Below are 12,740 nucleotides of genomic sequence, written 5' to 3' on the forward strand. Positions count from 1 at the left end.
CCACATTCGCGAGCAAGCCCGCTCCCACATTTTGATCGCGTACGATCTTTACAGCGCGAACGGCAGCGGGGTCTTGACCTGCTGGCGTTGCGCCAGGCGCACCTGAAACTCGCGCGGGTCGTGGATCAGCACGTCCTGCCCGGCGAACGATTCCGCCGCAATCAGGCGTGACAGCCAGAACCGCACACAGGCCACACGCAGCATGGTCGGCCACAGCTCTGCTTCCTTGGCGGTGAACGGCCGCAAGCCCGCATAAGCCCCCAGCAACGCCCGTGCCCGTTGGCCGTCGATCACGCCGTCGGCGTCCGAGCACCAGTCGTTCAGGGCGATCGCCACGTCGTACAGCATCGGCCCCGAGCAGGCGTTGTAGAAGTCGATCAGCCCGGTCAGGTGCGTGCCTTCGAACATCGCGTTGTCGCGAAACAGGTCGGCGTGGATGTTTGCCCGGGGCAGCGTGAGGATCTGCGCCTTGTGCGCCTCGATCTCGTCCAGCGCGGCTTGCAGCAGGCGCTGTTGTTCTGTGTCGAGGTGCGAAATCAGTTGCGCGCCTTCGCTGAGCATCCAGTCCAGCCCGCGATCGGTCTTGCGTTCCAGCACCTTCTCGCCTTGGGTGGCGAGGTGCAGGTGGCCGAGCAATTCGCCCACTTGCACGCAATGCTGGGCGTTGGCGTCCTTGATGTGCTTGCCCGCCAGGCGCGGTTGCAGCAGCGCCGGTTTGCCCGCCAACTCGCGCAAGGCCACGCCGTCGGTGGTACGCAGGGCGTAAGGCACTGGCAAATCAGCGTCGTGGAGCACGTCCAGCAGTTCGATGAAGAACGGCATTTCCTGCACGGGGCCGCGCTCGACCAGGGTCAGGACAAATTCGCCCTGTTCCAGGCTGATAAAGAAATTGGTGTTTTCACTACCAGCGGCAATCCCCTGGAAATCAAGCAGGCGGCCGAGCCCGTAAGGGGCAAGAAAGGTTTCCAGCTCGGGCCGAGCCAGGGGGGTGAACACAGACATGGTTAAAACTGCCGTTACGGGCGCTGCGGGGAGCAGCGCCGATTAAAGTTAAGAAATCATTTCCATTCGAAGATCTTCCATGACGGGATCAGCATATCCGGCTGGTCAGAGCGGATGAAGTTCGCATCGGTTCCGTCCGCGCGCACCAGGAAGTAAGGCGGAAAGCCTTTCTGGGTCACCTTGATCGCGTACAGGAAACCATTCTGGCGGTATTCCTGAATGGTCTTGTCGCCTTCCGTGCGAATGGTGACTTCCGGGTCGCCCGAAGGGGCAGTATCTGCCGCCATGGCCACCATCGGAGTGAGTGCAATCAAGCCGGTCAACAACAGGCGATTTACTGTACGCATGATAACCTTGTCCCTTTGTCGTCATTGGTCCGGCTATTCTAGCGCCTGACCCGCCGAAAAGGTTGATCCTGCTCATGAGCCAAGCCCCCCTCGTCCTGGTGGACGGTTCTTCTTACCTGTACCGCGCCTTTCACGCGCTGCCGCCGCTCACCACTTCCAAAGGCCTGCCTACCGGCGCGGTCAAGGGCGTGTTGAACATGCTCAAAAGCCTGCGCAGGCAATACCCGAACAGCCCGTTCGCGGTAGTGTTCGACGCCAAGGGCGGGACATTTCGCGATGAGCTGTACGCCGAATACAAGGCCAACCGCGCGAGCATGCCCGATGACATGCGCGTGCAGATCGAGCCGCTGCACCAGAGCGTGATCGCCCTGGGCTTCCCGCTGCTGTGCGTCGAAGGCGTCGAAGCGGACGACGTGATCGGCACCCTGGCCCGCAGCAGCGCGGCCGCCGACCGTCCGGTGGTGATTTCCACCGGCGACAAGGACATGGCGCAGCTGGTCGACGGGCACATTACCTTGGTCAACACCATGACCGGTAGCGCCATGGACGTTGAGGGCGTGAAGGAGAAATTCGGTGTCGCTCCCGAGCAGATCATCGATTACCTCGCGTTGATGGGCGATTCGTCCGACAACATCCCGGGCGTTCCGGGCATTGGTCCGAAGACGGCTTCCGGCCTGTTGGTTGGTGTAAATGGCGGTTTGAAAGAGCTCTACGAGCAGCTCGATATCGTGCCGACCTTGCCGATTCGTGGTGCCAAGACCCTGGTTGCCAAACTGGAAGAGCATAAGGCGAGTGCGTTCCTGTCCTACGAGCTGGCGACGATCAAGATCGACGTGCCGCTGGACGTGGGCCTGGATGATTTGCACCTGATCGAGCCGGATCGCGAGAAGCTGCTGGAGCTGTATACGCTGCTGGAGTTCAAGAGCTGGATTGACGAGATTCAACGCGATGCCAAGCGCGTCGAGTTGAGCGCTGCTCCTTCGGCCGCGGTCGCCGAGGAAGCGGTTGAGGTGGTCGCGCCGGTTTCTGTGGAGCCGGTGTACGAAACCATCCTCACCCAGGCCCAGTTCGATGTCTGGCTGAAGAAGCTCAACGACGCCAAGCTGTTCGCCTTCGATACCGAGACCACCGGGATCGACGCCCAGAAAGCGCAACTGGTGGGTGTGTCGTTTGCCGTGCAGGCCCATGAAGCAGCCTACATTCCGCTGACCCACTCCTACATCGGCGCGCCGGAACAGCTGGATCGGGACACCGTGCTGCTGGCCCTGAAGCCGTTGCTCGAAGACCCGGAAAAACTCAAGGTCGGCCAGCACGCCAAGTTCGACATGAACATCCTGGCCAACTGCGCCATCGGTGGTGACCCGGCACACGGCATCACTGTACGCGGCATTGCCTTCGACACCATGCTTGAATCTTATGTGCTGAACTCCGTGGCGACGCGCCACGACATGGACAGCCTGGCGAAGAAGTACCTGGACCACGACACCGTCAGCTTCCAGGACATCGCCGGCAAAGGCGCCAAGCAGCTGACCTTTGACCAGATTGCCCTGGAGCAAGCCGGCCCTTACGCGGCGGAAGACGCGGATGTGACCCTGCGTTTGCACCAGGAACTGCACAAGCAGCTTGCCGCTATTCCTTCCCTGGCCAGCGTATTGTCCGACATCGAGATGCCGCTGGTGCCCGTGCTGGCGCGCATTGAGCGTCAGGGCGCCCTGGTGGATGCCGCCTTGCTGGGCATCCAGAGCATCGAGCTGGGCAACAAGATGGTAGACCTCGAGCGCCAGGCGTATGAAATCGCCGGCGAGGAATTCAACCTGGGCTCGCCCAAGCAGTTGGGTGCGATTCTCTACGAGAAACTCGGGCTGCCGGTGTTGAAGAAGACCGGCAAAGGCCAGGCCTCGACGGCCGAGGAAGTCTTGGCCAAATTGGCTGAAGATGACTACCCACTGCCGAAAGTGCTGATGCAGTACCGCAGCATGAGCAAGTTGAAAAGCACCTACACCGACCGTTTGCCGGAGCAGATCAACCCGCGCACCGGTCGCGTGCACACCTCCTATCACCAGGCCGTAGCAGCAACCGGGCGCCTGTCCTCCAGCGATCCAAACCTGCAGAACATTCCGGTGCGTACCGCTGAAGGCCGGCGTATCCGCCAGGCATTTGTCGCGCCCAAGGGCTACAAGCTGCTGGCGGCGGACTACTCGCAGATCGAGCTGCGCATCATGGCGCATTTGTCGAAGGACGAAGGCTTGCTGAATGCGTTCCGCGACGACCTGGACGTGCACACCGCCACGGCGGCCGAGGTGTTCAAGGTTGAGTTGGCTGAGGTCACGTCCAATCAGCGTCGCAGTGCCAAGGCGATCAACTTTGGCCTGATCTACGGCATGGGCGCCCAGAAGCTGGGCAAGGACATCGGCGTCGACACCAAGACCGCCAAGGCTTACATCGATGTGTACTTCGCCCGTTACCCGGGGGTGCGCGAGTACATGGAGCGCACCCGTGCCCAGGCGGCTGATCAGGGTTATGTGGAAACCCTGTTCGGGCGCCGCCTGTACCTGCCGGAGATCAATTCCAACAAGCCTCAGGAGCGTGCTGGCGCCGAGCGTACGGCAATCAACGCGCCGATGCAGGGCACTGCGGCCGATATCATCAAGAAGGCCATGGTCAAGGTCGACAACTGGCTGACGGACTCGGGCCTGGACGCCAAGGTCATCCTTCAAGTGCACGATGAATTGGTGCTGGAGGTACGTGAGGACCTGGTGGCTGAAGTCAGCGCGAGGATTCGTGAACACATGAGCGAGGCGGCAAAGCTGGATGTGCCGCTGGTGGTAGACGTCGGCGTGGGCGACAACTGGGACGAAGCGCACTAAGCCTGGGGCCTGGGCCGCGGCATCATGCCGCGGCAGCGCTTTAGATCGGAAAACGCGGCGGGTTATTTCCAATAGTTTTTTGAACGTGCCGGAACTTAACCCGTGAATTGCTACTCAGAGTTACTGAATGGGTGGTGAAGCCCTTCAATGCTCCTATGTTGTGTTAAGTGTTGGCAGATATCTGGACCCCGCCCTAGCGGTCCGGAACTTGGACCCCGAACTTCCCCTCCCCATACGAAGTCCGGGGTTTTTTTTGCCCCGAGTTTTTACTCGGCGGCTTCCGAACCCTTGTCAGCCAGTTCCATCCAACCTGCCAATACAGTGTAGGCATCTTCCAGGCCCATGCGTTTTGGCGCCGAGAACAACTGGATAGTCACCGCATCACCCCAACCCTTACGGATTTCTGCCTGCACTTTGAGCAGGGTGTTTTTCGCTGCGCCGTAGGTCAATTTGTCGGCCTTGGTCAGCAGGACGTGCATCGGCATGCCGCTGGCGACGGCCCAGTCGAGCATCAACAGGTCGAAGTCGGTCATTGGATGACGGATGTCCATCATCAGAATCAAACCCTTCAAACTCTCCCGGCCACCCAGATACGCTTCGAGGTGACGCTGCCAGTGCAGCTTCAGCGGGATAGGTACTTTTGCATAACCGTAGCCCGGCAGGTCGACCAGACGCCGATCATCGTCTAGCTTGAAGAAGTTGAGGAGCTGTGTGCGCCCCGGGGTTTTCGAGGTGCGGGCCAGGCTGGCGTGGGTCAGGGTGTTCAGCGCGCTGGACTTGCCGGCGTTGGAACGGCCGGCGAATGCGACTTCGAAGCCTTCGTCATCGGGGCATTGGTCGACTTTGGCGGCGCTGAGCATGAAGGTGGACTGTTGGCACAGGCCGAGGATGGGATTCTTGAGTTGCATGAGTTTTCCGATGTGGGCGGTGCCGGGAATAGGTGCGGCAAGCGGTGTCGTTTCCGTTTCAGTAGCGCCAGTATATAATGCCGCAGATTTTGTGTGTGCTTTGTCCCAGCGAAGGATGAAGTTCACGGGAGCGATAGACCTTTATTGCGCATTAGAACGCAAAACGCTCTCAAACCCTGAAAAGGTCGATGTATGACCAAGTGGCTGCTGGCCTTCGGTTTCTTGATGCCACTTTACAGTGCGCAGGCTACACAGGAACCGGAGGCTGTGTACAACCGCTTTTGCGGGGCCTGCCATGCCGGACAGCTGCCCAACGCCCCTAGACGGGGTGACCAGGCAGCCTGGAAGCCAAGATTGGCTCAAGGTATGGACACGCTGGTGCAACACGTGACCCAGGGTTTCAAGGCGATGCCGCCGCGTGGTTTGTGCATGGACTGCAGTACCGAGGATTACCATGCCGTCATTCAGTTGATGGTGAGTGAACCCGGTCCATAACTCTTTAACCCTTAGCCGTAGTTGGATTAGCTGATGAACAAACTGATCGTGAGTCTGCTGTTGACCCTGGGCATCACCGGTGTTGCCCATGCCGCAGGCGACGCCACTGCTGGCCAGGCGAAAGCCGCCGTATGTGGTGCTTGCCACGGACCGGACGGTAATAGCCCGGCGCCTAACTTTCCAAAACTGGCCGGCCAGGGTGAGCGTTACCTGACCAAGCAGATGCACGACATCAAGGACGGCAAGCGTACGGTCCTGGAAATGACCGGCTTGTTGACCAACCTCAGCGATCAGGACCTGGCGGATATCGCGGCGTATTTTGCCAGCCAGAAAGGCAGTGTGGGAGCTGCTGATCCGAAACTGGTGACCCGCGGTGAAGAATTGTTCCGCGGCGGCAACCTGGAAAAAGGCATGCCTTCCTGCCTCGGCTGCCACTCGCCTAACGGCGCAGGCCTTGCTGCCGCTGGCTTCCCGCACTTGAGCGGCCAGCATGCCCAGTACATCGGCAAACAGCTGACAGACTTCCGCGAAGGCAATCGCACCAACGACGGCGATACCAAGATCATGCAGAGCATCGCCGCGAAACTCAGCAACAAGGACATCGAAGCCGTGTCCCAATACATCCAGGGCCTGCACTAAGTGCCCCGGCTACGTTAACGCTCGATTAATCCGTCGATGCAAGCATAAAAAGGGTGGCCCAGGCTGCCCTTTTTTGTGGCCGGTGCCGTTACACTAACGAACTCATGCCCGCGTAGACCTGTCACAACAAAGGTCGCGTGAGGCGACTTTATTTGTCCAGGAGTAAAGCATGCGTAATCTGATCCTCAGCGCCGCTCTCGTCACTGCCAGCCTTTTCGGCATGACCGCACAAGCAGCCGACGTGCCGCTTGAAGCCGGTAAAACCTATGTCGAATTGACCAATCCTGTGCCGGTTTCCGTACCGGGCAAGATCGAAGTGGTGGAGCTGTTCTGGTATGGCTGCCCGCATTGCTACGCTTTTGAGCCAGTCATCAATCCGTGGGTCGATAAGCTGCCTCAGGACGTGAACTTCAAACGTATTCCTGCCCTGTTCGGCGGCCCATGGGACGCCCACGGCCAGCTGTTCATTACCCTGGACACCATGGGTGTAGAACACAAGGTTCACGCGGCTGTCTTCAATGCCATCCAGAAAGAAGGCAAGCGCCTTGTGAAGCCTGAAGACATGGCCGATTTCGTCGCCACCCAAGGCGTCGACAAAACCAAGTTCCTGGAGACATTCAACTCGTTCGCTGTGAAGGGCAAGATGGCCCAATACAAGGAACTGGCCCAGAAATACGGCGTGCAAGGCGTACCGACGCTGATCGTCAACGGCAAATACCGCTTTGACATCGGCAGTGCCGGCGGCGAAGAGCAGGCGCTGAACGTGGCCGACCAATTGATCGCCAAAGAGCGCGCAGCCAAGTAAGGGGCCCGTCATGCGTCGCTGGGGTACTGAACGTGTCGTTGGCCTGCATGACCCGAAGGTCAACGAACATCACCTGGAATCCACGGGCCTGCCGGCTGACAGTCGGTTGCGCCTGCTCAGTTTCAATATCCAGGTGGGTATCAGTACCGAGAAATACCGGCATTACCTGACCCGTGGCTGGCAGCACCTGCTGCCCCACAATGGGCGTGCCGGTAATCTGCAGAAGATCGGCGACCTGCTGGGCGATTTTGACCTGGTAGCCCTGCAGGAGGCCGACGGTGGCAGCCTGCGCTCCGGCTACATCAACCAGGTCGAGCACCTTGCGCAACTCGGTGCCTTTCCCTACTGGTATCAACAACTCAATCGCAACCTCGGCAAACTCGGCCAGCACAGCAATGGTGTGCTCAGCCGCCTGAAGCCGTGGGCGATCGAGGATCACCCGTTACCCGGTCCAAAAGGCCGCGGGGCGATTCTCGTGAGGTTCGGCGAAGGGCCGGAAGCGTTGGTCGTGGTGATGATGCACCTCGCGTTGGGGGCACGAACCCGCACCCTGCAGTTGGCCTACATCCGCGAGTTGATTGGCAACTACAAACACCAGGTGCTGATGGGGGACATGAACACCCACGCCAGCGACCTGCTACAGAATTCCCCGTTGCGCGACCTTGGGTTGCTGGCGCCGCAAGTCGAAGCCACCTTTCCCAGCTGGCGACCGCAACGTTGTCTTGATCACATCCTGCTCAGCCCGACCCTGACACTCGAAAGTGTGCAGGTACTGGCGCAGCCCATCTCCGATCACCTGCCCGTCGCGGTAGAGATTCGTCTGCCGGGTTCGCTCACGGCTGATGCATTGCCCGCGTTGAGCCCCGGCCCTCGCGGACCCCTTGCATGAGCGACGACGCCCAGCGTTGGAAAGAGAAATACCTTAAAAGCGTCGAGCAACAAGAAAAGCTCGAGCGTCGCTGGGCCGCCCGCCTCGACCTGCTGCGCCGAGGGCTGGTGCGCAGCACCCTGGCGGCAGAAGGGACCGACCGAGCGGTTGACCAATGCATGAAGGAAATGCGCGATGTGGTGCGCACCGACGACATGGACGCCGCCCTCGCTGCATTGCTGCCGCGCCTGGAAAAGGCCGTGCTGGATTCGGAGCAGCGCCGCGAAACCCGGGTTGACCAGATCGGCAGCGCGTTGACGGCCCTGGTCACTCAGTTGCAGAAACTGCCCTTGCCACGGGACGTGAGTCGCCCGCTGAAGGCTTTCGCCAAGCAGCTGGACGGTCGGGTTGGCCAGGCGCGGGAGATCCCGCTGTTGCTGAGCGAGCTGAGCGGCCTCCAGGGGCAGGCGTTGAGTAACCTGGAGCCGGAGGGCGAAACCAGCCGTTCGAGCCCGGGGCTGTTGCAGCGTCTGTTTGGCACCAAGGACGCAATCGACACGCCGGAGGTTGAAGCGCCCACGCCATCCCGCCCGGCTTCTCCGGCGCCTGCTGCGCCAAAGCCCAGGCCGGTGGATGAAGTTGAAGCGCCGGCGCAATCGGCGGAACTGGCCCAGGCGCTGCGGGCTTTTGCACCGCAGCCGAAGGTCCCGGCCCCCATCGACTCGCCCCCTGAGCCGGTATCGCCAGTAGAGGCTACCGACGCTGTCAGCGAAGCGGTGCCTGTTGTTCCGGCCGTCGCGGTCACAGCGCCTGTCGTCGAGGCACCCGCTACGCTTATCGAAACGCCAGAACCCGAGCAACCGATCGAAGCGGAGGTTGAGCTTGAGAGCGCTCTCGCCGCCATGGTCGAGGTGCCAGAGGTGCAGGCCCGTGAGCCGGAGCGGACAGAGATCGGCAGTCTTTCCCTGCCCCCGGTCCTGGCCGATGAACCGCAAGAATCGCCCGAGCAGGCAGAGCTGAACCCAGACGAGCTGCAAGCGGATCAAGCCTACGCCCTGCCCGACACCCCCGAGCCGTCTTACAGTTCGGTGGCCAAGCACATCGAAGATACCCTGCTCGGCTTACTGGAAGACCTCTCGCTGCCCGAGCGCCATCGGCCCCAGGCCGAAGCCATGCGTGAACGCCTGGCCCACGGATTGAACTGGTACGAATTGCTGCCGATCCTCGATGACCTGGCGGTGTTGATGCTGGCGATCACCGACAGCGGCCAGCACGAGTTTGAAGCCTACCTCAAGCAGCTCAACGATCGTCTCGAGGCGTTCCAGGGGCACCTGCAGGTCGCCAGTGACGGCCACGCCGACAGCCGGTCGGCGGCCAGGGAGCTGGATACCCAGATCCGCGAACAAGTGGATGGTTTGCAAACCAGCATGCAGGACGCCGCGGACCTCGACAGCCTCAAGCACGTGCTGGAGAGCCATCTCGAAGGGCTGCTGGGCACCATGGATGAACACCGCCACCAGCGTGACCAGCGCGAACAGGAAGTGGCTGCACGGCTCAAGGGCCTGGCCGAACGGGTCGCCAATATGGAGCAAGAGGCTCAGGGCTACCGTGAACACCTTGAGGTTCAGCGCCAGAAAGCCCTGATCGATCCGCTCACCGGACTACCCAACCGCGCGGCCTGGAGCGAGCGCCTGGAGCAGGAGGTCAACGCCTGGCACCAGCGTGGAAATAACCTGTCACTGGCCATGCTGGACCTCGATCACTTCAAGCGCATCAACGACGGCTATGGTCATCTGGCGGGCGACAAGGTGCTGAAAATCATCGCCACGGTGCTTCGCAAACGCCTGCGGCCGAACGACTTCATCGCGCGTTTTGGCGGTGAAGAGTTTGTACTGCTGATGCCCAACTCGTCGCTGTCCGATGCGTTGGCGGTGGGTGAAACCCTGCGTGCAGCCATCCAAGCCTGCCCGTTTCACTTCAAGGGCGAGCCGGTGACGATTACGGTGTCCATGGGCATGGCGCAGTTTCAGCCGGGAGAACGCAGTGACCTGGCGCTCAAGCGCGCTGACGAGGCGTTATATCGTGCCAAGGCGGCGGGGCGTAATCAGGTGCAGGCGGCCTGACCGGAAATGTTCCATTTTGTTTAAAACATCGCATTTGGCCGCCTGGCAGCAAACGGTACGTTACACTGTTGCATTATCGTCTTAAGCGTACTATTTGCTGCCATGAAACTTCTGTGTTCTGCCTTTCTGTTTCTCCTGCTCGCCGGTTGCGCGAGCGGCCCTCGCCTGGACACCAGTCATCCTTCGGTGAACCACGACAATCGTGTGCAGTTTGTCGTCGTGCACTACACCTCGGCGTCCCTTGAGCGCTCCCTGGCGCTGTTGACCCATGGCCAGGTCAGCAGTCATTACCTGATCGGTGATAACGCCTCGGCCACCATCTATAAGCTCGTGGATGAAAGCCAGCGCGCCTGGCATGCCGGAGAAAGTGAATGGATGGGCCGCACCTGGCTCAACTCCAGCTCCATCGGGATCGAGATCGTGAACCCGGGTTATCGGGATTTGCCGACGGGCCGCGTCTGGTATCCCTATTCCGAAGCGCAGGTGCAGTCGCTGGTGGTGCTGCTCAAGGACATCACCAAACGCAACGGCATCGACCCGCGAAACATCATCGGCCATAGCGACATTGCCCCGCTGCGCAAGCTGGACCCGGGGCCGTTGTTCCCCTGGAAGCGCCTGGCGGATGAAGGGCTGGGCATGTGGCCGGACGCCAAGGCGGTGGCCCGTTACCAGGTGCAGTACGCAGCCGATCTGCCGAGCATTACCTGGTTCCAGGAAGAGTTGGCGAAGCTGGGCTATCCGACGCCGCAGACGGGCGAGCTGGATGTGGCGACGCGGCATGTGGTGGCCGCGTTCCAGATGCATTTCCGGGCGTCGCTGTTTGATGGGACGCCGGATGCCGAAAGTGCTGCGATCCTGCGGGCGTTGAATCACCAATAACGGTTGGCGCGTTGGTCCTACAGGGGCAACGCCATGTAGAACTGCGTCCCCTGCCCCGGCCGCGAATACACCCCCATGCGGCCACCGTGCAATTGCACGATCTCCTTGCACAGCGCCAGGCCCAGCCCGGCGCCGCCTTTCTTGCGGCCTACCTGCACAAACGGTTCGAAGATTCGTCCCTGCTGGCCGTAGGCAATGCCTTCACCGTTGTCTTCAACGCTGACAATCACCCGTTCGCCATGACGACGCGCCTGCAAGCGGATCTGCCCACCGTCGGCTGTGTGCCGCAGGGCATTGCCCAGCAAATTGTCGAGCACCCTTTCCAGCTGCGCTCGATCGGCATGCAACCTCGGTAGCGGGGATTGTTCCTCAACCAGCAGCTCGATGTTCTGTGCATTCGCCTGCTCCGCGAAGCGGGCGCGGGCATGTTCGAGCAGGTCGCTGATGTCACACGGGCCCAGGGTGAGTTTCTGCAAGCCATTCTGGTAGCGCGAGAAGTTGAGCAAGTCGTTGATCAACTGCATCAGGCGCTGCATTTCCTCGTTGACCGTATCCAGCAGGTCCGCTTCGCGCGACTCCGCAGGAAACTTCGCCCGTTCCCGGAACAAGCCGAAGGCCATGTGCATGCCCGTCACCGGCGTGCGTAATTCATGGGACGCGCGCAATACAAACTCACTGCGCACTCGTTCAAAGGCACGCTGTTCGGTAACGTCATGCAGCACCATCACCGCGCCCAGAATGTGCCCCTGGGTATGGCTGACCGGCGTCAGGCTGTACGTCAGCAGGCGCAGCTCACCCTCAACCTCTACTTCCAGGTCTTCAGGTGCGCGCTCCAGGTTGCCGCCGCGCAGTACCAGCTGCAGCTGTTCATCCAGTTCCGGGCGGCCCAGGGCGTCGCCAAGGCCTTGGCCCAGGCGATTCTCGTCCCAGCCGAGTTGACGTTGTGCCACCGGGTTAAGGTGTTCCAGGCGACCCTGGCGGTCGATCATCAGCAGGCCGTCGTCGATGCTGTCGAGCACCGCCTGCAAGCGTTGTTGCCCGGCCAGCAGCTCGTCGACATTGGTTGCCTGATGCTGGCGCAACGCCTCGGCCATGATGCCGAAGCGTCGGGTCAGCAGGTTCATTTCCGCTGCGGATGAAATGGGCAGCGTGACTTCGAAGTTGCCCTGGCCGATCTTGTCGGCGGCCTTGGCCAGCGCTTCGATCGGCCCGCCAAAGCGTCGGGCGATACCGTGGGCGGTAACGAAACCGATGATCAGCACCGCCAGCCCGACCAGGCCCAGCAGGCCGGCAATCAGCAGCGCACGTTCACGGGACTTGTGTTCGGTATCGTTGATGTTATCCAGGGCTTTCTTGTGCTCGGCGATCAGGCCGTTGCGCAGGATGTTGAAGCGTTTGGTCAGCTCGTCGTTGTTGCGCAGTTGCGGCGGAGCATTCTCCTTTTCATCGAACGCCTCGAGAAAGCTCAGGTAATTGGTCTTGGCCTGGGTAAAACCGCTGGTTACCGCGTCCTTTTGTTCGTGGTCGATACCTTGCTGCAACAGGGCGAAATAGCGTTGCTTGGAGTCCTCCAGCGCAGCGGTATTCGGCTGTTCATTGAGCATGATCATCAACTGGTCGCCGAGGGTCTGCCGAAGCTTGAGCCCCAGGTCCAATGTGATGAAGTTGCTGCGAATCAACGATTCCTGGGTCTTGGCCATTTGCATGACGCTCACCAACCCCAGCAGCAACCCCAACAGGGCGACGGTGATCAGCGCGGAAATACTCAGGAACAACCGAGTGCGCAGGGTCATCGCAAGCTTCATAG

The 12,740-nt window shown here is 60.8% G+C and carries 11 protein-coding genes; 7 read left to right on the top strand and 4 right to left on the bottom strand.

Going from position 1 to position 12,740, the window contains the following annotated elements; all coding sequences use genetic code 11:
- Positions 1–48 precede the first annotated feature (48 nt).
- Both A462_RS00200 and A462_RS00195 read right to left on the bottom strand, forming a co-directional pair.
- On the bottom strand, positions 49–1,002 hold the full coding sequence (locus A462_RS00200; RefSeq protein ID WP_008439633.1) for a homoserine kinase: 954 nt from the start codon (positions 1,000–1,002) through the stop codon (positions 49–51).
- Between the two features lie 56 nt (positions 1,003–1,058).
- Positions 1,059–1,349, bottom strand: a complete 291-nt coding sequence (locus A462_RS00195) for a DUF2782 domain-containing protein (RefSeq protein ID WP_003214814.1) — start codon at positions 1,347–1,349, stop codon at positions 1,059–1,061.
- A 74-nt stretch (positions 1,350–1,423) separates the two neighbouring features.
- On the opposite strand from A462_RS00195, the gene polA reads away from it, so the two are divergent.
- Complete coding sequence (polA, locus tag A462_RS00190) at positions 1,424–4,216, top strand: DNA polymerase I (protein WP_008439634.1); 2,793 nt, start codon at positions 1,424–1,426, stop codon at positions 4,214–4,216.
- A gap of 266 nt (positions 4,217–4,482) precedes the next feature.
- Here the strand turns inward: polA and yihA are convergent, their stop codons facing one another.
- Entirely contained in the window at positions 4,483–5,124 is a 642-nt protein-coding gene (gene yihA / locus A462_RS00185; RefSeq protein ID WP_003214811.1) for a ribosome biogenesis GTP-binding protein YihA/YsxC, read from the bottom strand.
- 192 nt (positions 5,125–5,316) lie between these two features.
- Here yihA and A462_RS00180 point away from each other — a divergent pair, with 192 nt between their 5' ends.
- The 6 genes from A462_RS00180 (at position 5,317) to A462_RS00155 (ending at position 10,933) form a co-directional block, all read left to right on the top strand.
- The gene (locus tag A462_RS00180) at positions 5,317–5,619 is read left to right on the top strand and encodes a c-type cytochrome (protein ID WP_008439635.1); all 303 of its coding nucleotides are present in this window, start codon (positions 5,317–5,319) and stop codon (positions 5,617–5,619) included.
- A gap of 33 nt (positions 5,620–5,652) precedes the next feature.
- Entirely contained in the window at positions 5,653–6,258 is a 606-nt protein-coding gene (locus A462_RS00175) for a c-type cytochrome (RefSeq protein WP_008439636.1), read from the top strand.
- A gap of 169 nt (positions 6,259–6,427) precedes the next feature.
- A complete protein-coding gene (locus A462_RS00170; protein ID WP_008439638.1) occupies positions 6,428–7,063 on the top strand; it encodes a thiol:disulfide interchange protein DsbA/DsbL in 636 nt (211 codons plus the stop codon).
- 10 nt (positions 7,064–7,073) lie between these two features.
- Positions 7,074–7,952 (top strand): endonuclease/exonuclease/phosphatase family protein, encoded by an 879-nt coding sequence (locus tag A462_RS00165; protein ID WP_003214803.1) that lies wholly within the window; start codon positions 7,074–7,076, stop codon positions 7,950–7,952.
- A complete protein-coding gene (locus A462_RS00160; RefSeq protein WP_008439639.1) occupies positions 7,949–10,054 on the top strand; it encodes a GGDEF domain-containing protein in 2,106 nt (701 codons plus the stop codon). The genes A462_RS00165 and A462_RS00160 overlap by 4 nt, the downstream gene beginning before the upstream one ends.
- A gap of 102 nt (positions 10,055–10,156) precedes the next feature.
- Positions 10,157–10,933: an N-acetylmuramoyl-L-alanine amidase gene (locus A462_RS00155; RefSeq protein ID WP_008439640.1), complete on the top strand. Its 777-nt coding sequence runs from the start codon at positions 10,157–10,159 to the stop codon at positions 10,931–10,933.
- 17 nt (positions 10,934–10,950) lie between these two features.
- On the opposite strand, the gene A462_RS00150 is transcribed toward A462_RS00155, so the two are convergent.
- Positions 10,951–12,738, bottom strand: a complete 1,788-nt coding sequence (locus tag A462_RS00150) for a KinB sensor domain-containing domain (RefSeq protein ID WP_008439641.1) — start codon at positions 12,736–12,738, stop codon at positions 10,951–10,953.
- Between the last annotated feature and the right edge of the window lie 2 nt (positions 12,739–12,740).

It is taken from the genome of Pseudomonas sp. Ag1, from assembly GCF_000278565.1.
Taxonomy (GTDB): Bacteria; Pseudomonadota; Gammaproteobacteria; order Pseudomonadales; family Pseudomonadaceae; genus Aquipseudomonas.

Coding starts and splice junctions, on each gene's coding strand:
- A462_RS00200 (WP_008439633.1), bottom strand. CDS start 1,002: ATGTCTGTGTTCACCCCCCTGGCTCGGCCCGAGCTGGAAACCTTTCTT.
- A462_RS00195 (WP_003214814.1), bottom strand. CDS start 1,349: ATGCGTACAGTAAATCGCCTGTTGTTGACCGGCTTGATTGCACTCACT.
- polA (WP_008439634.1), top strand. CDS start 1,424: ATGAGCCAAGCCCCCCTCGTCCTGGTGGACGGTTCTTCTTACCTGTAC.
- yihA (WP_003214811.1), bottom strand. CDS start 5,124: ATGCAACTCAAGAATCCCATCCTCGGCCTGTGCCAACAGTCCACCTTC.
- A462_RS00180 (WP_008439635.1), top strand. CDS start 5,317: ATGACCAAGTGGCTGCTGGCCTTCGGTTTCTTGATGCCACTTTACAGT.
- A462_RS00175 (WP_008439636.1), top strand. CDS start 5,653: ATGAACAAACTGATCGTGAGTCTGCTGTTGACCCTGGGCATCACCGGT.
- A462_RS00170 (WP_008439638.1), top strand. CDS start 6,428: ATGCGTAATCTGATCCTCAGCGCCGCTCTCGTCACTGCCAGCCTTTTC.
- A462_RS00165 (WP_003214803.1), top strand. CDS start 7,074: ATGCGTCGCTGGGGTACTGAACGTGTCGTTGGCCTGCATGACCCGAAG.
- A462_RS00160 (WP_008439639.1), top strand. CDS start 7,949: ATGAGCGACGACGCCCAGCGTTGGAAAGAGAAATACCTTAAAAGCGTC.
- A462_RS00155 (WP_008439640.1), top strand. CDS start 10,157: ATGAAACTTCTGTGTTCTGCCTTTCTGTTTCTCCTGCTCGCCGGTTGC.
- A462_RS00150 (WP_008439641.1), bottom strand. CDS start 12,738: ATGAAGCTTGCGATGACCCTGCGCACTCGGTTGTTCCTGAGTATTTCC.